The organism is Wolbachia endosymbiont (group A) of Bibio marci, assembly GCF_947251645.1.
GTDB lineage: Bacteria > Pseudomonadota > Alphaproteobacteria > Rickettsiales > Anaplasmataceae > Wolbachia.
Genome location: NZ_OX366364.1, coordinates 162,912 through 184,412 on the forward strand (window position 1 = coordinate 162,912; position 21,501 = coordinate 184,412).

Consider the following 21,501-nt stretch of genomic DNA (forward strand, 5'->3'; position numbering starts at 1 on the left):
TTATTCACAATAACCTATTGTTAACAATTTATCATTTATAATTTCTCATGAAAAGCTTTTTTTAACTGCTTCAGCAAAGTCTTTTTGATACAAGGTAACATTACAGATTGTTATATTAGCACACACCGTCATACTGTAACAACCCGTCCAACACAAAATCTAATGTCTAAGTTTAGATCAGAACACTGATTCTTCTAAAAGTTGCTCACTGTCCTCGTCTATTATGATAGAATTATCATGATTTCTGAGTAAATCTCTGATTTTCGTTTCTATTTCATTTGCGACTTCTTTGTTTGTTTTTAAGTAAGTTTTTACATTCTCTCTTCCTTGTCCAAGACGTGTGTTGTTATATGAATAGTAAGCACCTGCTTTTTCAAGCACACCAAGCTTTGCTCCCATATCTATTATTTCTCCGAGTTTTGATATACCTTCATTGTACATTATATCAAATTTCGCTTCTCTAAATGGAGGAGCAACTTTATTTTTTACAACTTTAACTCTTGTTTCATTACCTGTAATATTTTCTTTGTCTTTTATTACACCAACTTTTCTTATATCAAGCCTTACAGAAGTATAGAATTTTAATGCATTTCCACCCGTGGTAGTTTCAGGATTTCCATACACTACTCCTATTTTCATACGAATTTGATTAATAAATATCAATATACAGTTCGCTTTTGAAACGGCAGAGGTTAGTTTCCGTAGCCCATGACTTAAAAGCCTTGCTTGCAGCCCCATGTGCTGATCACCCATATCACCCTCAATTTCAGCTCTTGGAGTTAACGCTGCAACAGAGTCAATAACTATCACGTCAACCGCGCCAGAACACACTAAATACTCAACAATATGCAACGCCTGCTCTCCAGTGTCTGGTTGCGAAATTACTAAATCATCAGTGCTCACCCCAAGTTTGCGAGCATATAAGACATCCAATGCATGTTCTGCATCGATAAATGCGCATGATCCTCCTTTTTTTTGTGCTTCAGCAATCACGTGCAAGGCAAGAGTGGTTTTACCAGAACTCTCGGGACCAAATATTTCAATTATACGCCCTTTTGGCAGACCTCCAACACCTAGAGCCGAATCAAGCGCAATTGATCCTGTGGATATTGTGTCTATTTTCTCTAAAGGATTTTGCTTCAGCTTCATTATTGCACCTTTACCGAATGCTTTTTCAATCTGGCTTATTGCGTTATCTAGCGCTTTTTGTTTATCACTATTTCTTTCTTCTGGGTTACTTGCCATAGATCATTTATTAATTTATATAATTCTCTATGATAATCGAACGCAAGTAACCTGCCAAGGGTTTTTTAATGATGAAGAACGTTATCGTAGAAAAATTAGCTACCTAAATTATATTAAGATAGAAAGTTAGATAGACTCTGCAGTGCGATACAAAATAACAATAGAATATAATGGCAGTAGTTTCTCTGGCTGGCAAAAGCAGCAACACTCTGCTAACTCAATCCAGGAGAAGATAGAAAATGCTATATTTAATTTTAGTGGTGAGAAAGTTACCTTGTACTGTGGTGGCAGGACTGATGCAGGGGTTCATGCTTTAGGACAAGTTGCTCATTTTGATATGGAAAAGGAATTTGAGCTTTATAGAATAAGAAACGCAATAAATTATCATTTAAAATCAATTCCTATAGTCGTGCTCAATGTAGAAGTTGTAGATGATGCGTTTCACGCACGGTTTTCAGCAAAAAAAAGATATTACGAATACAGAATAGTTAATCGCTATGCTCCTGCCGCTCTGGAGACGGGTTATGTATGGCAAGTGTTTAGCCCACTTGATGTAAATATTATGCGTGAAGCTGCTAAACATCTACTTGGAAAACATGACCTTTCAAGTTTCTATTCAAAAGATTGTCAAGCTGCGAATCCGATAAGAACAATTGATGATATCGATATAATACAAAACGGGAGCCATATACACATCAAAATATCTGCTATTTCCTTTTTACATAACCAAGTGAGGATTATTGTGGGTACTTTAGTTGAATTTGGAAAAAATAGAACCAATCCGCAAGAAATGCTACATATATTAAGCCAATGCAAAAGAAGTGCCGCTGGGGTTACTGCACCACCTTTTGGCTTATATTTGGTAAAGATAGATTACTAATTAATAAAAAATAACATTCTTAGTGAAATAAGTGTCATACCGCCACGGTATCTCCAGATCCCGCTAACAAGCAGCGGATGACGTGTTTAAGTTCTCATTGGCATCACTACATATAATACACTTGAATCGTCTTCATCAGTGATAATTGTAGCACTATTACCATCGGCTAAGCTAAACTTACATTTATTTTTTATACAGGATAGAACATCAAGCAAATAACGCGAGTTGAACCCTATTTCTATAGGGGCTTTATTGTAGTCCGCTTCTATGGATTCAGTTGCATCACTGCACTCTTGAGAGTTTGAATGCAAAGTTAGCAGCTTTTCTTGTAGTGAGAATTTAATGGATTTTACTTTATCAGATACAACAACGGAAACTCGATCTATAACATCTAAAAGTTTTTTACTTTCAATAATCATATGCTTATCTTGAGATGCTGGAATAACTGCTTTATAATTTGGAAAAGTCCCATCTATTAATTTTGATATTAGAATATATTCACCGCATGTAAACTTGATTTTTCTGTCTGAAAGTTTTATATTAACTTCATTACAATCGTCCAATATTTTTAACAGCTCCATAACAGTTTTACGTGGAATGATCACACCAAATTCATCATTGATGTTCCCAGGCTTTGGCCTCTTTATACATGATAAACGATGGCCATCAGTTGCAACGCAGTACAAAAACTGCTTATCCGTATGCAGATATATTCCATTTAAATTATACCTTGTATCATCTAGTGATACAGCAAATTTTGTTTTAGTTAATAAGTCTATCAGGTCCGTATTTAGTAGAATAAAATCATGTTTATAATTGTCTTCTTCAAGAGCAGGAAAGCTGCTTGAAACTACATTCGGTAAAGAAAAGTTTGCATTTCCACAAGACATCAATAATTTTCCTTGGTTGTTTACTTCAAAATTGACATCCAAATCAGCGGGTAACTTCTTCACTATGTCATGTAAAGTATGCGCTGAAATTTTTACTTCTCCTTCTGTTAATACGGTTGCAGCAAGTGAGGCAAACATTGAAATGTCAAGATCAGTTGCCATTAGTTTTATGCTGCCGTGTTGTGCTTTGATATTTATACATGCCAAAACATCTATTGCATTACGCCTTTCAACTACTCCACTTACTCTGGATAATGTATTTAAAAGACTTGTGCGGCTCACGCTAAAACGCATCTGCTCACACACAGAATTTTGCTTTTTGATTTCTGTATCTACACCTGCAACCTCTGACATTGCTAATTCTCAAAAATATATTTTAAATGATATCCACATCCCATATAAAGTAAAGTGCTATTTATCGAAAGGACAGTCTGTTTTATACTACAACTGGAAAATTACCTATTCTGTTTCTGTTACAATAATTTACTTTGTATGGCATAAATCATGCATTTTTTGATACGCTTTTTGAAACCCAAGTAGGGAATAAGTATCATCAATGGTCACTGTTTTTGTTTTCCCATTCACTACCATTGATAATCCCTGCTTCATTTTTAGAATGAGATCTTGATCTATTTTTGTATGCTCTGCCCACGCAAGACTTCCCTGTATTATAGGCAATGTGTATTTAATTTTTTTGTCGATATTGAGAGCTACAGGCTCTTTATCATATTGAAAACCAGAGGTAACGCTTACCTCATCTGCTTTTTTATCAACATAACTAACCATTACATATGGCTTGCGGTTGGTTGTATAATGTTCGCTTTTTTTTTTAGGATAGGATACAACATAACATACTTTTTCTCCATCTTCCAATGCAGTATACACGAGCCAATCTTTATATTTTTCCTTCAATTGTACATCACTAACTGATGCAAAAGTGCCTATTGAAAAAAATATTAGAAATATAAAAAAACTATGCATGCAAACCAAATTTCAAACTTTCAGATTGTATATATTGTTTTACCTTAGCCATCGCCTGCTCAGCCAACTGCCTTATTCTTTCTCTTGAAACACAATACTTTTTACTAAGTTCATCTAGAGTTTGAGTGTTTTCAGACAAATATCTACTGATAAAAATGTCTCTTGCCCTTTCGTTGAGGCTCGCTAGTGCATTGTTTAAAATTGTTTCTTTTAATTCTTTTTCTTCATGATTCTGATAGGTTACTTCTTGACTAACCAAGTTACATGGGATCATATCTTGCAACTCCCTTTTAGAGTCATCACCTATTTTTATGCAATCGTTTAGCGACTGATCCTTACAAGCCAAACGGTAATTCATCTGCAGAACGTCTCCTTCGGATACAGAAAGCTCATTAGATATTGCTTTTATTTCTTCATTATTTAAAATTTCCCTGTTTGTATACTGTAAAATTCTTTTTTTTATTTTACGTAAACTAAAAAATAATCTTCTTTGTGCTTGCGTTGTGCCTATCTTCACAAATGACCAAGATTTCAATATAAAGTCTTTTATTGAAGCTTCAATCCACCACACTGCATAAGTTGAAAAACGAAACCCTAAATCAGGATTAAACTTTTTCACTGCATGCATTAAACCAAGATTCCCTTCCATGACCAGGTCCATCAACAATAGTCCATAATTTTTGAATTTCATTGCAATTTTCACTACCAAATTCAAATGGCTGGTAATCAATTTATGAGCAGAAGAAATATCCTTATATTGGTTCCAATTTTTTGCTAGTTGTACTTCTTCCTCTTGAGACAGCATGGGAAATTTTCGCACCCTAGCAATATATTGCATGAGATTGGTTCTGCTATCAACACATAAGCTTGCCATTGGGGTCAACATAACAACTTAAATTAAAACTTCATGCATATAATATATTGATTTTCTAGCAAAAATTCAAGCTTTGATTTGAAAAAAGCACAAATTTTCCATCTAATTTCTTGGAGACAGTAGGCCGCAGTGTTAGCTAATTGGACAACATTATGTAACTTTAGATAATATTCTACCAGTACAATGGTGAACATTATAGCTTAAACACATAGCAAGTAGTGTTATTCCAGTGCCTTGGCACTGGAATCCACATTTCTTTTTTCTAGATCCCAGTGTCATGCTACTTGGATGACAAGAAAAAACCCACTGGGATAACAAGACTGAGATAGACTAGAAATTAAACGCTACTCCAGCTTCTGCACCAACAGTGCTGTAAAGAACTTTGATTCCGGCATCGTCTTTAGCTGTCTTACCAAAGTTAGCACCATAAGAACCGAAATAACGAGCTCCAGCATAAAGTTTGACTTCTGGAGTTACATCATAACTAACACCAGCTTTTGCTTGATAAGCAACACCAAATCCAGAGGCTTTACCATCAGTAACTTTTGTTGCTAAAGGATTGCTTACATATGCTGCACCAACACCAACACCAACATATGGAGTGATAGGCATATCTTCAATTGCTATATCGTAATAAACATTAACTAGCCCTGAAATTGCTGTTAAGTTCTTTGCAATTCCTCCTGCTGGGACAGAAGTTCCAGTTACCGTAGTATCTTGATTTAGCTGTGAATAAATCCCTTCAACATCAACTCTGATATCGTCCATTTTGTAACCAAATGCACCACCACCAGCCATAAAAGAAGCTGTGTACAGATCAGTAGTGTCGGTTTTATCGTTAGCGCTCTTTTTAAGACCTGTAACACCATCAATTTTTGTGAAAAGAGGTAAAATTTCACCGTTGTATTGCAAACGAACGTAGTAGCTAGTTTCTTCATCACTTATTGGACCAACAGGATCTGAGAAAGCAGAGTTTGATAAACTTAGCAACGTTGCTAAAGCGGCTGCTGAAAAAAACTTTTTATAATGCATAATTGTCCTCGTAAAAAAAAATTAAAATTCCACTTTAGCAGTCTAAGTAACAACTAAAGTTAAGTCAAGTGCTAACTTAATAACACAAAATATTCTACATTTTAACTAATTTTTAGGAGAAGATAAAGATTTTATTAATGAATAAATAGAGTTACACGACTTTTGATTTTTTGGTATAGCTAACACAGGTAAGATTTACTATCGAAAGACCTCGTCATCCCGCTGCTTGTTAGCGGGATCTAGAGATACCGTGACGGTATGACGTAGGACTTGCTGTCATTCCGCTACGTGTTAGCGGATGAGATACCGCGAATGAATCGCGGTATGACGGTTAATTATTCCGCGCGGGATGACAAGAAAGGAGCAGCAGGATGACGCCTCACCATGTCATTTCAGTGCTTGACACTGGAATGGCTTTGTTGCATAGCAACCGAAAAAATCTGGTGGCTACTGACAAAATTCATTATAAATAACCATTTAACTGTTGAAGAAAAAATATGCCACAGAAAATGAAAGTCAGTAACCAAAATGAATATAACAAATTTCTCCAGGAAAGAGGAAATATTTTTCATTATATCAATGAAGCCATAGAAAATTGGTATGAAAATAGTCCAAAAATGCAAGGCGGCAACTATATTTACAGTGATAAAGTTGTGATTTTGGTGCATATAATTGTCAATCTTTTTAGAATTGGTTTAAGACAAACGGTGGGGTTTATAAAAGGATATATGCAACAAATAGGAAGAGATTTAGCAGTTATCAGCTATTCACAAGCATCAAGAAGGTTTAAGAAACTTAATATTAAGATCAATGATTGCAGAATTGATAAAAATAATATGGAAGACATCGAAATTGCTATAGATAGTACAGGTATCAGCATTTACAACAATACCCCTGGTCACAGCAAGGAAAATAGCGCTGACAGAAAATATCGTGGCTATGAACAGACAAGAAAATTGCATGTAATGTTGAATATAAACAGCAAAAAAGCCATAGCTGTAAAATACAGTAACGGTGTCTACTCTGATCACTATGGAGCTTGCGATTTGCTTAAAGAAGTTAATTTTCAGCATGTCATAAAAGCACTATATGCAGATAGGGCATATGATAGGCACAAGTTTTACAAATTGTGTCACGAATATGATATAAAGGCAAAAATTCCACCAATAAACAATGCGGCAGAACATCCAGAAATAGATTATATGTCTGACAGAAATGCTGCTATTAGGTTAATAAAATTATACGGTGAAGATGGCGTGAAAGAATGGAAAAAAGAAGTAAATTATGGGAAAAGATCTTATATTGAAGGGTTTTTCTCAAGATTAAAGCAAATATTTGGATTCAGCTTTAGGAATAAATCCGAAGTAAATCGCGAAAAAGAATTGCTGATTAAGTGCTATTTGCTTAATCAATTTACTGAAATTGGTATGGCTAAATTTGAAATGGCTACATGATATTTATCGTAAATTACTACCAGTATAAGGTGCGATGCAACAAAGCCCACTGGAATCTAGTCCTTATTATGCAGCCTACTTGACACGTTCATTAAAGTTAAGTTTCCTGGATCCAAGTAGTCAGGGCACTGGGATGACAGGGGAAGGTACTAGCCTGACAACCGTCATCCCGCTACGTGTTAGCGGGATCTAGAGATACCGTGACGGTATGACGTAGGACTGCTGTCATTCCGCCACGTGTTAGCGGATGAGATACCGCGAATGAATCGCGGTATGACGGTTCGTGGCAGCAGACGATAACCTCGTCATTCCGCTACTTGTTAGCGGCTGAGATACCGCGGCGGTATGACATAGGGCTGTGCTAGCTATAGGTGCATTATATGAAGAAGTACTGGCGTTAGAAATATTAAAAAAGAAATACTTACACTAAAAGAAACTTCAGTAGTAAATTCAAAAAGGAAGTTTAAATCCAGGTGGTAAACCCATCATACCTGCAAGATCAGAAGTTGCATTTGCCATATCTTCTTCTGCTTTTTTAACGGCATCATTAAACGCTGCTGTCACTAAATCCTCTACTATATCTTTTTCCTCATTTCTCATAAGTTCTAAGTCTATGTTCACCTTCTTAGCTTTATAGCTACCTATTTTTATGACTTCCACTAATACAGAAACTTTGCCGCCACCAGAAATACCTTGAAACTCTTTTCCAATATATTTTTCTTGAGCTTCTGCAAACTTTTTTTGCATCTCTTGCGCTTGTTTCATTATTTGACTAAGATCCACAACTTACTCCTTATTTTCTATATTAACTACTTTTGCACCTTTAAACGTGTCAAGTACATCCTTAACTGCAGGTGCATAATTTAAATTACTCACTTCCCTGTTTATATAACCCGTATCAACTGTAATAACCCACTCCTGCTGAGTCACCTGGTTTAAGTAATTTTTTAAATCATTGCAAAAATTACTATCCAACTTAGATACAGCTTTTAATTTTAAATACCCAGGTTTACAATCTATTAATTGTAGATTATTACACAGTTGTTTGTAAAGATAAATTTGGTTACTCCGCCGTAATAGTTGCAAAACTTTGTCAAAATCGTAATTTTGTTGTTTATTTTCTACATGGATCCCAGTGTCACGCACTGGGATGACAGAGTGGGGTTGTTGTTTACTTTCCACATATTTTTTTGGATCCGAGTAGTCAGCTACTTGGATGACAGAGGGGGAAGGTGCAACAGGTCTGCCCTGTCTATTTCCTTGCTCTGCATTCTGCGAAAGAATTTTTTTGACCACCTGTTCCGGAGAAGGCAGATCAGAAAGATAACAGAGGCTAATTAACATCATTTCAGCAGCAACATCGTTGCATGTTGAAGTTTTTATATCTTGAATACCTTTAAGCAACACCTTCCACAATCTCGAAAAAAATATTAAAGATCTCTTTATACTTAAATCTTTTATCCTATTCTTTTCATGCTCTGTAACTGCACTATCAATCTCTTTCGTAATTAAAAAACGGCATACTAACTGAATTGTTTGCAATAGACCTTCAAAAATACTAAGTGGGTTTGCTGTTTTTATCGCCTTGTCAAACACTGATAGAGCTTTCTGTAAATCACCTTCTAATATTGCTCCTAATAGATCGAATATAATATCTTTATCCACTAGGCCAAGTATGTCTGTCACGTTTTTAGTGGATATTGCACCATCTTTGCTATATAGCACTGCTTGATTCATCAAAAACAAGGCGTTACGCATTGAATTTCCAGAGTGTCGTGCAATTAATTCTAATGCTCCCTTTTCAATGGAATAACTCTCTTTTTGTGCAACATCATTTAAACGTTCCACTATTTTAGCTACAGGAATGTTGTGTAAATCAAATCTTTGACAACGTGCAATAATAGTTATCGGTATCTTTTTTATTTCCGTAGTTGCTAAAATGAATTTTACACTAGATGGTGGCTCTTCTAGGGTTTTAAGTAATGCGTTAAATGCGCTGCTGGATAACATATGTACTTCATCTATAATGTAGACTTTGAATTTAGAGCTTATAGGTGAATAGCAAATATCTCCCAGGATTACTTTAATATCGTCAATGCTAGTGTGACTTGCTGCATCGATTTCAATTACATCTGGATGGCTTGAATTTTTTATTGCTAGACAGTTTTCACATGATCCGCAAGGTTCAAAAATTGGCCCCAGAGAACAATTCAAACATAAAGCTATTATCCTTGCAGTGGTAGTTTTACCAACTCCACTACTACCAGAGAGCAGTATAGATTGTGGGATTTTGTTTAAAGTAAAAGCATTTTCTAATACACGCACTAATATATCTTGACCTACTAGATCTTTAAAGCTACTAGGACGATGTTTTAATGCTATATTCATAGCCTCGGATAAAACAAATAATGAAATAGGTATGCAACCCAAAAAGGTTCTGATATGGCTGCTTCATTTCTGATCTGACCAAATTACAGAGTTTTTGCCTGCATACCTTATAAAATATTATACTTTTTTTTTTATTTAGCAAGGTATATCCTATATTAGCTCTATAATTTGATATGTTAAATTTTTTACAGTGCTATTTTGAAGTAAACAAAAAGTTAGTTGCCATGCAAGTCACTACAAGATTGTCACTCCAATGTTTATTTATGTCATCCCAGTGCCTAGGCATACAGCTGTATGAATGTTGTGATATAAGAGCAATTTTTACCGAAAAGGATGTCATCCCAGTGCTTGACTACTTGGATCCAGAAAACTTAACTGTAAATGAGCGCACTAGGCAATTGTATAACAAGAACTGGATTCCAGTGGGCTTTGTTGCATAGCAACCGAAAAAATCTGGTGGCTACTGACAAAATTCATTATAAATAACCATTTAACTGTTGAAGAAAAAATATGCCACAGAAAATGAAAGTCAGTAACCAAAATGAATATAACAAATTTCTCCAGGAAAGAGGAAATATTTTTCATTATATCAATGAAGCCATAGAAAATTGGTATGAAAATAGTCCAAAAATGCAAGGCGGCAACTATATTTACAGTGATAAAGTTGTGATTTTGGTGCATATAATTGTCAATCTTTTTAGAATTGGTTTAAGACAAACGGTGGGGTTTATAAAAGGATATATGCAACAAATAGGAAGAGATTTAGCAGTTATCAGCTATTCACAAGCATCAAGAAGGTTTAAGAAACTTAATATTAAGATCAATGATTGCAGAATTGATAAAAATAATATGGAAGACATCGAAATTGCTATAGATAGTACAGGTATCAGCATTTACAACAATACCCCTGGTCACAGCAAGGAAAATAGCGCTGACAGAAAATATCGTGGCTATGAACAGACAAGAAAATTGCATGTAATGTTGAATATAAACAGCAAAAAAGCCATAGCTGTAAAATACAGTAACGGTGTCTACTCTGATCACTATGGAGCTTGCGATTTGCTTAAAGAAGTTAATTTTCAGCATGTCATAAAAGCACTATATGCAGATAGGGCATATGATAGGCACAAGTTTTACAAATTGTGTCACGAATATGATATAAAGGCAAAAATTCCACCAATAAACAATGCGGCAGAACATCCAGAAATAGATTATATGTCTGACAGAAATGCTGCTATTAGGTTAATAAAATTATACGGTGAAGATGGCGTGAAAGAATGGAAAAAAGAAGTAAATTATGGGAAAAGATCTTATATTGAAGGGTTTTTCTCAAGATTAAAGCAAATATTTGGATTCAGCTTTAGGAATAAATCCGAAGTAAATCGCGAAAAAGAATTGCTGATTAAGTGCTATTTGCTTAATCAATTTACTGAAATTGGTATGGCTAAATTTGAAATGGCTACATGATATTTATCGTAAATTACTACCAGTATAAGGTGCGATGCAACAAAGCCATTCCAGTGTCAGCTACTTGCATCACACCACCTGCTACGCAAACTTCTGTGGACTACAAAGAAAGTTCGTACAGTTGTAGGTCAAGCCATAGAGTAACAAAAAAAGGATATTGGGATAACAAAAGAGGAATATTATGATTTTATATCATTTTCCTCTTTGTCCGTTTTCACGAAAAGTTAGAGTGCTTTTGAAAGAAAAAAAATTGAACTGTGATTTAGTACATGAAAATCCATGGGAAAAGCGGAATGAATTTATGGAGATCAATCCAACCGGGCAAGTACCAGTATTAATAGATAATAACTTTGTAATAGTGGATAGTAATGCCATTTGTGAATATATAGAAGAGACTTACAATAGCGACGTCAAATTACTTGGTTCATCCACTATTATTAAGTCTAAAATACGCGCTCTAATCAATTGGTTCGATAACAAATTTTACAATGAAGTTACTAAGTATATTATGAATGAAAAAGTAATTACTAACCGCAGCCCTGACTCTAGATTTCTTCATGCAGCTCAGCATAACCTGCCTTGCCATATGGAATACATCGAACACTTAATTAACAAGAACGTTTGGCTTGCAACTGATAAGTTCACTTTAGCTGATATTGCTTTAGCATCGCATATTTCCGTAATGGATTATGTAAGTAGTTTTCCATGGGAAAAAAGTAAAATTTTAAAAGAATGGTACTCCATTGTTAAATCAAGGCCTTGTTTTCGCGAAATATTATTAGAGAGAGTTTCCGGGTTAACCCCTCCTAAACATTATGCTGACCTTGATTTTTAACTTATGTTAGCTTTAAAGCTACAGTCATTCCTTCATCAGTTGGAATCAATATAGAGAAATATTTCTTTTCATCTGATAATCTATTATTAAACTCCCTCATAGCATGCCATGATTTTTCTGATACTTCTTTTGGAGGCGATTCTAAAAATACTGTGTTAAACAGTAGAGTGTTATCTGCAACGATTAGCCCATCTCGTTTAATGTATGACTCTGCCCAATCTAAATACTTAGGATAACTGCTTTTGTCAGCATCGATAAATATCATGTCAAATGGTGCCTTTGCTGATAATTCATTAATTTTTTCCAGTGCATCGCCTTCTATTAGAGTAATTTTATCACTTAGATTAAAAGCACTAAAATTTTTTTTGCTATTCTTGAGTGTTGAGGATTATTTTCTATTGTATATATATGACCGTCTTTCAGTAGAGCTTTTGCCATACAAATTGACGAATAACCGTATAACGTGCCAATCTCAACAATACTTTTGATTTTATGGATTTTTATAAATAAACTTAATAGCTTTCCTTCTTCAGGGCCAATCTGAATATGTTGCTTTTTTTCAAGAATACAATACTCTTCTATTGTTTTATATTCTTTTGCAAATAGATTTCTTATGTATGACAATTTTGTACTAAGATTATTACGCATTACGTTTTATATTATAAATTAGGGAGGCTTAATTCATACACAATTTATAAATATAATAATATAGTTTAAAATAATAAAAACATTTATTTTAAGTTATTATTTCATAGTATAAAATTTTAAGTGACAAGAATTATTATATATTGTACTATAGTTAATTAGTATAATAAACAATCGATTATTATGCTAGAATTAAAGGGATTGTTTATGTGCATTTCTCTTTTTAAAATATAATTTTTATAATCAATTAGAGGGGGTTATATGTCTTATACTATTGCTGGTGAAGTTGAAACGTTAAACAAAAAATCTAACAAGAATGAAGGGGTTATGTTACTACATAATCCAGCTTATCGTGAAAAGTATAAAGAACGTTTTAATGAAGCTCAGAAAAAAGTTATGGATATGGTTCAGTTTTATGATGGGACAATAATATTAATAGAGAATAAAATCGCTATGTATTACTACACTTGGCACAGTAAAAAAAGAGAGTTTGAGCGTAAAAAACAACAAACAGTAGTGAAAAACAATGACTCAGCATAGAGTCTTTTATATGGTAAGCTACAGTGGTATTACTTCACTATAGCTTTTCCATATAATTCATCTATTACGTTAGTGAAGTATTTCAGCTCTTTATACCCTTCATGTTTAACTTTATTATGCTCTATATATGACTTACCATCGTTGAGCTTGATGAAAAATATTGGAGTGGCTGTGATACCAAGTTTATTAATTGCCAGTGGTTTATCATTTATGATTTTATCCATCATTTTCTTATCATTAATGCATTGGTTAAATGCATCTTGCTTTAAGTTGCTTAGTGCAGCAATTCTTTGTAGTAAAGTCAAATCACTCAAATTGGAGTAATTCCACGAATCTATTGAGTTAAAAACAGCTTTGTTAAAATTAAAGTAGTCTTCTTGTTTTTCGTAGCAATGACTTAGCATTGCAGCCTTTAGCCCTCTGTAATCCAAAGGAAAATGACGAAATATATATAACATCTTACCTGTATCTATATATTTCTCTTTAATTTTAGGAAAAACATTCTTATGAAAAAGAGAGCAGTGATAGCAAGTTAATGAAGCATATTCTATCATTAGAATTGGTGCTTTTGGATCTCCTAATAATTTATCATCAGGTAATAGTGATAGTAACTCTTTTGATGTTATTTCATTAGTTTCTTTTTGAATATGTTGGTTAACAACTGCATAAGAATCAACACTCATAAGAATTAGTAAAAACAATAGTCTAAAAATCATTACAATACAAACACTTAACTTACTAAAAAAATTACATATTTATATTAATAATGTCAAGATAACTTTTGTTTAGCAAGGCTTTCAGCCCTATCTTTAAATGCAGCAATTATTTTACTTTGTGTATATTTATATACTGAGTTTAATAAAGTGGAAAATGAGTTGGACTTAAACTTAAACTCTATATAAAACTTTACCATAGTTTTATTTTCATCTATGGGAATGAATTGCCATTCATTGTATAGATGTTTAAATATTCCATTTGATGATACAGCTTTTATCCAACCTTCATTTGTTCCACTTGGAGAAAGAAAGGTTACTTCTGATGTGTACCTTCCTTTAATTCCATGAAAAGCTGCGAGGAGATCCACAACCATTTGGTTGTTAATTTTTTCTTTTATATAAACGGCTTTGCACCAAGGAACAAAATCAGGATACCTTTCAACATCAATTACAATTTTGAATACTTCATTAGGCGAACATAGGAAGGTACCTTGTTCTCTGTATTGATAAAGCATAAATTTAGTACCAACCAAAAAAGGATCCGTATCTACCGTCAGCCTTAGTAGATTCCTGAGACCTGAAGTTAAGGTGGGCATCGCATATTAGTTTCAACGAAACCAGCAGAGGCAATTCCCTTCTCTAGAAATTATCGCTCGGGAAATTTAACTTAACTCATAACGCATAGCACAGACCCCTACTTGAATTATAGATGATTTACACAGGGCATGTCTATAGGTATATTAAAGTCAGCGATTATTATTTAATCTTTATTAAATTTTGCATTTTAAGTATTATAGTTTATCTTATGAATATTACTAAAGTTTTAATCATTATTGTTTTTATTGTAATTTCTTCAAGTGCTTATACTAATTGTACAGATCACAAAATTTTTGTGCATACTATGAAGCAACAAGTGGATGGTATATCTACAAAAGGAAATAGAAAAAACCTAGAGCATGTACACGAAAAGCTTCAGGAGGTCATTCAGAATAATGTTAACCTCAAAGGAATATCGCAATTCGTTATAGGGAAACATTGGGCTTTAGTTAAACAAAAAGAAAAAGAAGATTTTTTAAGAGAGTATGAAGTGTATCTTACGCGTTTGTGCGTTAAAATTTTATATAAATACATGCATGATAGTGAAATGATCATAATGAGTGCAAAAGCAGTTGACGATGAAACTTGCTTAATTGGTACAAGGTTCTCTTATGGTGATGAAGAATTTACAAATATTGATTTTAAAGTTACTAAAAATAACAGTTCTTTCTTGATAAGTGATGTTGTAATGAGTGGAATAAGTATTGCTATTAATCAACGTTCTCAATTTAGTGAAAAAATCGACACACATGGCATAGCAAGTGTGATAGATGAATTAAAATGTAATAACAATCTATGATATATATGCCTCATTGGCCTAAGCCACTTGGTAGCAGGCCGAATGATTTTTCTCTTGATCGCATAAAAGGCTTTCTTAGCAAACTAGATAACCCCGAGAAAAAAATGCCTCCCGTAATTCATATAGCTGGAACTAATGGGAAAGGCTCAACACTAGCATTTATAAGATATATAATGCAAGCAGCAGGGTATAAGGTACACGCATACACTTCTCCACATTTGGTGAATTTTAATGAAAGAATAGTTATTGCAGGCAGTTATATCGACGATAATGAATTATATAGCTTGTTAGAAGAATGCCGTGCCGTAATTGCAGAACAACCTATCACTCTGTTTGAAGCTGCAACTATTGCAGCTTTTTTAGCTTTTTCTCGCCATAAAGCCGATATAACTTTAGTTGAAGTGGGTATGGGTGGGCTTTGTTGCATCGCTACTTATGAAAGGCTAACTATAGCTAAGATTATAAGCAACCTATTGAAAATCTTGTTTTTTTGCAATCAATCTGATCAAATTTAAGAATAGTAATTTATTATTTATATTAATAAACTTAATTCTATTGAAAATAGCTAAAGCATTGAAATTCTTGAATTTTAGCCGGATTAGTGAGTGGTAGTGAAATTTCTTTTACTCAAATTTAGGTATTCACTGACCGTTCTTGTTATAAATACCAGAATAATAAGCTACTGATATTCTCCATCTTTTTTATCTTTAATCCATCATAGCTAGCGATGCAACAAAGCCGTATGGGTGGAAGGCTTGATGCAACAAATGTTATAGATAATCCGATTTTAACAATCATTACTTCCATTGCACTTGATCATACAGAATATCTTGGCCCTACTGTAGAAACCATAGCAGGTGAAAAAGCTGGAATAATGAAACCTAATATTCCTTGTGTAATAGCACCACAAAAAAAGTCTATAATGAATACACTAGAATTCCATGCAATAAATAAGAAATCTCCTTTATATAGAGGAGGCTTTGAATGGAATTGCAAAAAAAAGAACAACAAAATGGTTTTTCAATCAGCTATTCAATCAATAGAATTTCCTTTGCCGTCTTTAAAGGGTGATCACCAAATAATCAATGCAGGAAACGCCATTGCAGCATGTAGCATTTTGAGTGGAAAATATGGATTTGACATTGGAGAAGAGGATATCACTTCAGGTTTACAGCATACCTATTGGCCTGCACGACTGGAGCGTATAAAAGAGGGCAATTTAATTTCTTTATTACCAAAAGATTGGCAATTATTTTTAGATGGTGCGCACAATAATGATGGTGCTAGAGTGCTATCTCAGTGGGTAAGAGATAACTTTGCTGAAGGTATCTATATAATTTTTGGTGTTACTCGTAACAGAAATGTAGAAGAGTTCTTAGAACACTTAAAACCATATATCAAACTACTATGTGCGGTTTGTGTTAAGTCTGAACCTAAAGCAACAAATACAAATTTGATTAGGGAAAAAGCCAATAACATAGAAATAAAGGCAGTTGAATGTAAATCAATTGGCGATGCAATATTAAGTCACATATTAAAAGCCTCTATCCAAAACGTCAAAACCATACTAATCTGTGGCTCATTGTTCCTAGCTAGAGACTTCGCTATGGAGAATAGCTAACTTTGATGATATGTGAGCATTAACTGACCGATGGGGAAATAACTTTGATTGCTCATAGTACTGCTTGGTTGTTCGTCATCAACTTCTACAAGTGGACCATCACCTTTAAATTGCTCCTCAATTGAATTTATAGTCGTCTTTTTGAGAATATAATTACTTGCAGCATTTAAAACAGGTAAAGTAACAATTAAAAGCGTGAATGGTAATGAAAGTAATAAGCCGGATAACATCATAGAGTTAGTTATACCAAAACCATTGGCAACTAAATCTAATCCCACACCGAAAAACATTAAAGGTGTACAGATTATGTTGCTCAAAATCAATGAATTTTTTAGCCACTTTAATTTAGTCCTATCACTCTTTGAAAAATTTTCGCATTCTTGGTCAAAGTTAAACAACGATAAAATATCAGTCTGACTATTAAACTCTTTTCCATTTCTAGTATAAATGCTCTTGATAGCTGAACTCAAAATAAATCCTGCTAACAAGGGAGCAAGAAAACCTACTGCTATTGGTACATTACAAGAAATATCATTAATGATTAAAAATGCAATTGATGTGAAGAATACTAAAAGCCTTCCTAAGAGATATGAATAAAAAGAATATTTTGAATAAGCAGTTACATTATTGTCAATTGACTGCTGCTTATTATAGAGTTTATTTCTGTGCTTATCATCTAAGTATTTTTGCAATTCTTCATAACTGCGACTCCACAACTTACCGAGTAATTCTTTTATTAAATTATTTCTTTTATTGAGACCTTTCTCCAACGGCTCTATTATAAATTCTTCAAAAAATGGCTTATTTAATGCAATAACCTTAAATTTCTCCTCCGCTTCTTTATTGTTTGGGTTTTTATCTGGGTGATATTTTAACGATAATTTACGATATTGTTCACTAAACTTTTTATTAATATTCTCAATGCCAGAATTTACCACATCCTTCTTCTGAATACCAAACATTAAAAACAACCGCTTAAAAGCGTGATACTCATTTTCATTCAAAATCTTTCTAGCCATATTACACCTACAAATTAACTAACTATTAATGTTCTATAATATACATATTTCCAAACTATGTCAATAATTTCATAAATATCTCTGGTAAAAATTATTTCTGTTATGACTAGCATGATAAGTGTATGAAGCGACTAAAATTGTCATTACAGCGCTTAGTGTACGACAGTGCTCCAACATTTAGGGTTGCAGTTTACTTGTAAGCAAGCAAACTGAGTTGGTGAGTATAAAAGTATAGCTTCTACGTCATAACGCCGCGGCGCTAACACGTAGCGGGATACTTAACCCATCATCTACACCGTCATACCGCCGCGGTATCTCTTAGCCGCTAACAAGCAGCAGGATGACGAGTTACTATACCGCCGCAAACCGTCATACCGTCACGGTATCTCTAGATACCGGCTAACAAGCAGCGGGATGAAGGTTGTCAGGGTAGCTGTCATCCCAGTGCCCCTTTTTTTGTCATCCGAGTAGCTGACACTGGTTCACTCTATAATGGCAGTGCTCCTTTCTTGTCATCCCAGCGCCTCCTTCTCCTGTCATTCCAGTGCTCCTTTTTTTGTCATCCGAGTAGCCCCTTTTTTGTCATCCCAGTGCCCAGACACTGGGATGGCTTTGTTGCATCGCACCTTATACTGGTAGTAATTTACGATAAATATCATGTAGCCATTTCAAATTTAGCCATACCAATTTCAGTAAATTGATTAAGCAAATAGCACTTAATCAGCAATTCTTTTTCGCGATTTACTTCGGATTTATTCCTAAAGCTGAATCCAAATATTTGCTTTAATCTTGAGAAAAACCCTTCAATATAAGATCTTTTCCCATAATTTACTTCTTTTTTCCATTCTTTCACGCCATCTTCACCGTATAATTTTATTAACCTAATAGCAGCATTTCTGTCAGACATATAATCTATTTCTGGATGTTCTGCCGCATTGTTTATTGGTGGAATTTTTGCCTTTATATCATATTCGTGACACAATTTGTAAAACTTGTGCCTATCATATGCCCTATCTGCATATAGTGCTTTTATGACATGCTGAAAATTAACTTCTTTAAGCAAATCGCAAGCTCCATAGTGATCAGAGTAGACACCGTTACTGTATTTTACAGCTATGGCTTTTTTGCTGTTTATATTCAACATTACATGCAATTTTCTTGTCTGTTCATAGCCACGATATTTTCTGTTAGCGCTATTTTCCTTGCTGTGACCAGGGGTATTGTTGTAAATGCTGATACCTGTACTATCTATAGCAATTTCGATGTCTTCCATATTATTTTTATCAATTCTGCAATCATTGATCTTAATATTAAGTTTCTTAAACCTTCTTGATGCTTGTGAATAGCTGATAACTGCTAAATCTCTTCCTATTTGTTGCATATATCCTTTTATAAACCCCACCGTTTGTCTTAAACCAATTCTAAAAAGATTGACAATTATATGCACCAAAATCACAACTTTATCACTGTAAATATAGTTGCCGCCTTGCATTTTTGGACTATTTTCATACCAATTTTCTATGGCTTCATTGATATAATGAAAAATATTTCCTCTTTCCTGGAGAAATTTGTTATATTCATTTTGGTTACTGACTTTCATTTTCTGTGGCATATTTTTTCTTCAACAGTTAAATGGTTATTTATAATGAATTTTGTCAGTAGCCACCAGATTTTTTCGGTTGCTATGCAACAAAGCCCACTGGGATCCAGGAAACTTAACTCTACACCAAGTAAATGTACAATAAGAACTAGATTCCAGCGTCACGCGCTGGAATGACATCATAGGGGCACTGGGCATAAGTGTTGAAAGTAACACAAAAAAGACATAAAGAACTATTATTGCAAGAAAATGGAGGCAATAATGGATCAAATAGAAAGAGTACTAAATTTAATAAAAGATGAGGATTTAGAAAGGCTAGGAAAATTAAGTGAAGTAGATAAATGTAATACTAAATTGTTGGGCAAGATTATATTTAAAGGTCTAATGAAATTAATATTAATGGGGCAAAAAACAAGCCTAAGAGCGCTAGAAATGGTAATAAACAGGTGTATAATGGATAAGAATAGCGATAAAAGTACAGTAACATACAGTGGTTTGTCAAAAAGGTTAAAAGTTATAAATCCAGAATATTTTAAGGGAGTATATATTGATTTGATGAGCAAGATTAAAAAGCTATTACCCCAAAAAACATCAAATAACTTACATAAATTTGATTCGACGATCATAAATTTATCGGGATATCTCATAAAAGATGGGCTAAAAATAGGCGGTAAAAGTAACGACAGTCAAGTTAAAGTGAGTGTAGGATTAAAGGATCAATTGCCGACAAGTATAAGATTTTGTAAAGGACAAGAAGAAAGTAGTGAAGATATAGCATTAGTGAGAGCAATTAATGAAGCTAAAGTTGAAAAAGAGGATATTTTATTATTTGATAGAGGAATCAGAAAAGTTGGAACTTTTGCCGAATTTGATGAAAAGGAGTACAAATTTATCACAAGAGTTAAAGTAGGAAGAAAACATGATGTTATAAGCAGGAACAAAGTTATAAGAGAACAAAAATCGGATGGATCAGAGATTTTAGAAGATATAATAGTTAATCTTTATCGTGCACGAGGTAAAGTGGCAGAAAAGCATGATCTACGGCTAATAAAAATCAGAAATAAAATTGGAGATGAAATATGGTTTTTGACAAACTTGTTTGAAATGCCAGCTTATGAAGTAACAGAGCTATATAGGCGCAGATGGGATATAGAAGTGTTCTTTAAATTTATAAAGCAAAATCTTGGATATAAGCACTTTTTAAGCCATACTATGAATGGCATGAAGGTGTATATTTACATGATCGGCTTTGTTATTTCTTGTTTATAAAATCAAAAATAATCTACATGGGTTCAAAATAGCATTACTGCAATTCACATTGGATCTAAATGACTCTTTTATACGTTCGATTGTTTTACTGTCGGGAGGTAATTTACATGCCGTTGATCATCTCATATCACGTTATTTTTGATACTTTCAACACTTATGGGGCACTGGGATGACACCTTCCTGCCCAGTTCATGTTAGCTATAAATACTAAGAAATTTACCAAATGAAAAAAAAGGCAAAAGAAGCCCCGTGGTTATTATCCGCTTTAAAATATTGGCGTTTTTTATGTTTTAAACGCTTGACAAGCGAGATTAAGCTGCTTTTAATTGCAACTAACCTACGCTGCAAATGTTTAAGAAATTTACCAAGCAGAAAAAAAGGCAAAGAAACCCCGAGTTAGCTAGTCCTTTACTATCTTTGTCGAGTATTGGCATTTTTTGATGTCTTGTAACGCTTTATAAGCGCGTTCAGCTTATTTAGATAAAAATCTAGATGTAGATGAAGTTTTGTAAAGACATACAGTATCTATATACTGCAAAAAATTGAACATAAGACGCCGATACATTAAGTAATCCTTACCTTTTAATCTGCAGATTGGCGAAAGCAAATACAATAGCTTCACTGTTATGATAAGGGGGCTAGCGGAGTT

At 33.9% G+C, this 21,501-nt stretch carries 24 protein-coding genes, 2 other RNA genes and 4 pseudogenes; 13 read left to right on the forward strand and 17 right to left on the reverse strand.

Translation table 11 applies throughout. The annotated features are described in order from the left end of the window. Positions 1-177: 177 nt before the first annotated feature. Complete coding sequence (gene recA / locus OPR48_RS00950) at positions 178-1,245, reverse strand: recombinase RecA (protein WP_265026191.1); 1,068 nt, start codon at positions 1,243-1,245, stop codon at positions 178-180. A 142-nt stretch (positions 1,246-1,387) separates the two neighbouring features. Here recA and truA point away from each other — a divergent pair, with 142 nt between their 5' ends. Continuing rightward, positions 1,388-2,125, forward strand: a complete 738-nt coding sequence (gene truA, locus OPR48_RS00955) for a tRNA pseudouridine(38-40) synthase TruA (protein WP_265026193.1) — start codon at positions 1,388-1,390, stop codon at positions 2,123-2,125. A gap of 86 nt (positions 2,126-2,211) precedes the next feature. Here truA and dnaN read toward each other — a convergent pair whose 3' ends face one another. The 5 genes from dnaN to OPR48_RS00980 form a co-directional block, all read right to left on the reverse strand. Continuing rightward, positions 2,212-3,369, reverse strand: a complete 1,158-nt coding sequence (gene dnaN / locus OPR48_RS00960) for a DNA polymerase III subunit beta (RefSeq protein ID WP_265026194.1) — start codon at positions 3,367-3,369, stop codon at positions 2,212-2,214. 129 nt (positions 3,370-3,498) lie between these two features. Beyond that, positions 3,499-3,996, reverse strand: coding sequence for an invasion associated locus B family protein (locus OPR48_RS00965; protein ID WP_265026195.1), 498 nt, complete (start codon positions 3,994-3,996; stop codon positions 3,499-3,501). Next, positions 3,989-4,882, reverse strand: a complete 894-nt coding sequence (locus OPR48_RS00970) for an RNA polymerase factor sigma-32 (RefSeq protein WP_265026196.1) — start codon at positions 4,880-4,882, stop codon at positions 3,989-3,991. Before OPR48_RS00970 ends, OPR48_RS00965 begins: the two co-directional genes overlap by 8 nt. A 138-nt stretch (positions 4,883-5,020) precedes the next feature. Next, positions 5,021-5,149 (reverse strand): hypothetical protein, encoded by a 129-nt coding sequence (locus tag OPR48_RS00975; protein ID WP_265026197.1) that lies wholly within the window; start codon positions 5,147-5,149, stop codon positions 5,021-5,023. 51 nt (positions 5,150-5,200) lie between these two features. After that, positions 5,201-5,902 carry a P44/Msp2 family outer membrane protein gene (locus OPR48_RS00980; RefSeq protein WP_265026198.1) on the reverse strand — a complete coding sequence of 234 codons (702 nt, stop codon included), beginning with the start codon at positions 5,900-5,902 and terminating at the stop codon, positions 5,201-5,203. Between the two features lie 384 nt (positions 5,903-6,286). Here OPR48_RS00980 and OPR48_RS00985 point away from each other — a divergent pair, with 384 nt between their 5' ends. The 3 genes from OPR48_RS00985 to OPR48_RS00995 are packed head-to-tail and all read left to right on the forward strand — an operon-like array spanning position 6,287 to position 7,549. Then, positions 6,287-6,415 (forward strand): hypothetical protein, encoded by a 129-nt coding sequence (locus tag OPR48_RS00985; RefSeq protein WP_264735964.1) that lies wholly within the window; start codon positions 6,287-6,289, stop codon positions 6,413-6,415. Beyond that, complete coding sequence (locus OPR48_RS00990; RefSeq protein WP_265025454.1) at positions 6,400-7,356, forward strand: IS5 family transposase; 957 nt, start codon at positions 6,400-6,402, stop codon at positions 7,354-7,356. Before OPR48_RS00985 ends, OPR48_RS00990 begins: the two co-directional genes overlap by 16 nt. 34 nt (positions 7,357-7,390) lie before the next feature. Continuing rightward, entirely contained in the window at positions 7,391-7,549 is a 159-nt protein-coding gene (locus OPR48_RS00995; protein WP_265026199.1) for a hypothetical protein, read from the forward strand. Positions 7,550-7,806: 257 nt separating this feature from the next. On the opposite strand, the gene OPR48_RS01000 is transcribed toward OPR48_RS00995, so the two are convergent. From OPR48_RS01000 to ffs, 3 genes are all read right to left on the reverse strand, one after another. Beyond that, a complete protein-coding gene (locus tag OPR48_RS01000) occupies positions 7,807-8,121 on the reverse strand; it encodes a YbaB/EbfC family nucleoid-associated protein (RefSeq protein WP_320109942.1) in 315 nt (104 codons plus the stop codon). Positions 8,122-8,142: 21 nt separating this feature from the next. Next, positions 8,143-9,744 (reverse strand): DNA polymerase III subunit gamma/tau, encoded by a 1,602-nt coding sequence (gene dnaX, locus OPR48_RS01005; protein WP_265026201.1) that lies wholly within the window; start codon positions 9,742-9,744, stop codon positions 8,143-8,145. Positions 9,745-9,759: 15 nt separating this feature from the next. After that, positions 9,760-9,859: signal recognition particle sRNA small type (gene ffs / locus OPR48_RS01010), an RNA gene on the reverse strand. A gap of 58 nt (positions 9,860-9,917) precedes the next feature. Between ffs and OPR48_RS01015 the strand changes: the two genes are divergently transcribed. From OPR48_RS01015 to OPR48_RS01030, 4 genes are all read left to right on the forward strand, one after another. Continuing rightward, positions 9,918-10,184, forward strand: coding sequence for a WPE palindromic element domain-containing protein (locus tag OPR48_RS01015; protein ID WP_265026202.1), 267 nt, complete (start codon positions 9,918-9,920; stop codon positions 10,182-10,184). A gap of 70 nt (positions 10,185-10,254) precedes the next feature. Next, positions 10,255-11,211 carry an IS5 family transposase gene (locus tag OPR48_RS01020; protein WP_265025454.1) on the forward strand — a complete coding sequence of 319 codons (957 nt, stop codon included), beginning with the start codon at positions 10,255-10,257 and terminating at the stop codon, positions 11,209-11,211. Then, on the forward strand, positions 11,208-11,396 hold the full coding sequence (locus OPR48_RS01025; RefSeq protein ID WP_265026203.1) for a hypothetical protein: 189 nt from the start codon (positions 11,208-11,210) through the stop codon (positions 11,394-11,396). The genes OPR48_RS01020 and OPR48_RS01025 overlap by 4 nt, the downstream gene beginning before the upstream one ends. After that, complete coding sequence (locus tag OPR48_RS01030) at positions 11,393-12,046, forward strand: glutathione S-transferase family protein (protein WP_265026204.1); 654 nt, start codon at positions 11,393-11,395, stop codon at positions 12,044-12,046. The genes OPR48_RS01025 and OPR48_RS01030 overlap by 4 nt, the downstream gene beginning before the upstream one ends. Before the next feature lies 1 nt (position 12,047). Here OPR48_RS01030 and OPR48_RS01035 read toward each other — a convergent pair. Next, a pseudogene (locus OPR48_RS01035) lies at positions 12,048-12,694 on the reverse strand (O-methyltransferase). Between the two features lie 258 nt (positions 12,695-12,952). Here OPR48_RS01035 and OPR48_RS01040 point away from each other — a divergent pair. Further along, positions 12,953-13,231 carry a DUF2671 domain-containing protein gene (locus OPR48_RS01040; RefSeq protein WP_250295262.1) on the forward strand — a complete coding sequence of 93 codons (279 nt, stop codon included), beginning with the start codon at positions 12,953-12,955 and terminating at the stop codon, positions 13,229-13,231. Positions 13,232-13,260: 29 nt separating this feature from the next. Here the strand turns inward: OPR48_RS01040 and OPR48_RS01045 are convergent, their stop codons facing one another. From OPR48_RS01045 to ssrS, 3 genes are all read right to left on the reverse strand, one after another. Further along, positions 13,261-13,947, reverse strand: a complete 687-nt coding sequence (locus tag OPR48_RS01045) for a DsbA family protein (RefSeq protein ID WP_265026205.1) — start codon at positions 13,945-13,947, stop codon at positions 13,261-13,263. Positions 13,948-14,000: 53 nt separating this feature from the next. After that, positions 14,001-14,462 carry a type II toxin-antitoxin system RatA family toxin gene (locus tag OPR48_RS01050; protein ID WP_265026206.1) on the reverse strand — a complete coding sequence of 154 codons (462 nt, stop codon included), beginning with the start codon at positions 14,460-14,462 and terminating at the stop codon, positions 14,001-14,003. Between the two features lie 19 nt (positions 14,463-14,481). Next, positions 14,482-14,643, reverse strand: a non-coding RNA gene (ssrS, locus tag OPR48_RS01055) — 6S RNA. A 109-nt stretch (positions 14,644-14,752) separates the two neighbouring features. Here ssrS and OPR48_RS01060 point away from each other — a divergent pair. From OPR48_RS01060 to OPR48_RS01070, 3 genes and pseudogenes are all read left to right on the forward strand, one after another. Next, entirely contained in the window at positions 14,753-15,343 is a 591-nt protein-coding gene (locus OPR48_RS01060; protein WP_265026207.1) for an MlaC/ttg2D family ABC transporter substrate-binding protein, read from the forward strand. Then, positions 15,340-15,813: pseudogene (locus OPR48_RS01065) on the forward strand (bifunctional folylpolyglutamate synthase/dihydrofolate synthase); the annotation flags it as partial. The gene OPR48_RS01060 and the pseudogene OPR48_RS01065, both read left to right, overlap by 4 nt. 272 nt (positions 15,814-16,085) lie before the next feature. Beyond that, positions 16,086-16,964: pseudogene (locus tag OPR48_RS01070) on the forward strand (bifunctional folylpolyglutamate synthase/dihydrofolate synthase); the annotation flags it as partial. A gap of 812 nt (positions 16,965-17,776) precedes the next feature. On the opposite strand, the pseudogene OPR48_RS07320 reads toward OPR48_RS01070, so the two are convergent. The 4 genes and pseudogenes from OPR48_RS07320 to OPR48_RS01090 form a co-directional block, all read right to left on the reverse strand. After that, a pseudogene (locus OPR48_RS07320) lies at positions 17,777-17,926 on the reverse strand (DnaJ domain-containing protein); the annotation flags it as partial. Between the two features lie 593 nt (positions 17,927-18,519). After that, the gene (locus tag OPR48_RS01080; RefSeq protein WP_265026209.1) at positions 18,520-18,642 is read right to left on the reverse strand and encodes a hypothetical protein; all 123 of its coding nucleotides are present in this window, start codon (positions 18,640-18,642) and stop codon (positions 18,520-18,522) included. Further along, positions 18,639-19,595, reverse strand: coding sequence for an IS5 family transposase (locus tag OPR48_RS01085; RefSeq protein ID WP_265025723.1), 957 nt, complete (start codon positions 19,593-19,595; stop codon positions 18,639-18,641). The genes OPR48_RS01080 and OPR48_RS01085 overlap by 4 nt, the downstream gene beginning before the upstream one ends. A gap of 24 nt (positions 19,596-19,619) precedes the next feature. Then, positions 19,620-19,781, reverse strand: a complete 162-nt coding sequence (locus OPR48_RS01090; protein ID WP_265026210.1) for a hypothetical protein — start codon at positions 19,779-19,781, stop codon at positions 19,620-19,622. Between the two features lie 51 nt (positions 19,782-19,832). Here OPR48_RS01090 and OPR48_RS01095 point away from each other — a divergent pair, with 51 nt between their 5' ends. Continuing rightward, complete coding sequence (locus tag OPR48_RS01095) at positions 19,833-20,852, forward strand: IS4 family transposase (protein WP_265026211.1); 1,020 nt, start codon at positions 19,833-19,835, stop codon at positions 20,850-20,852. Positions 20,853-21,501 lie beyond the last annotated feature (649 nt).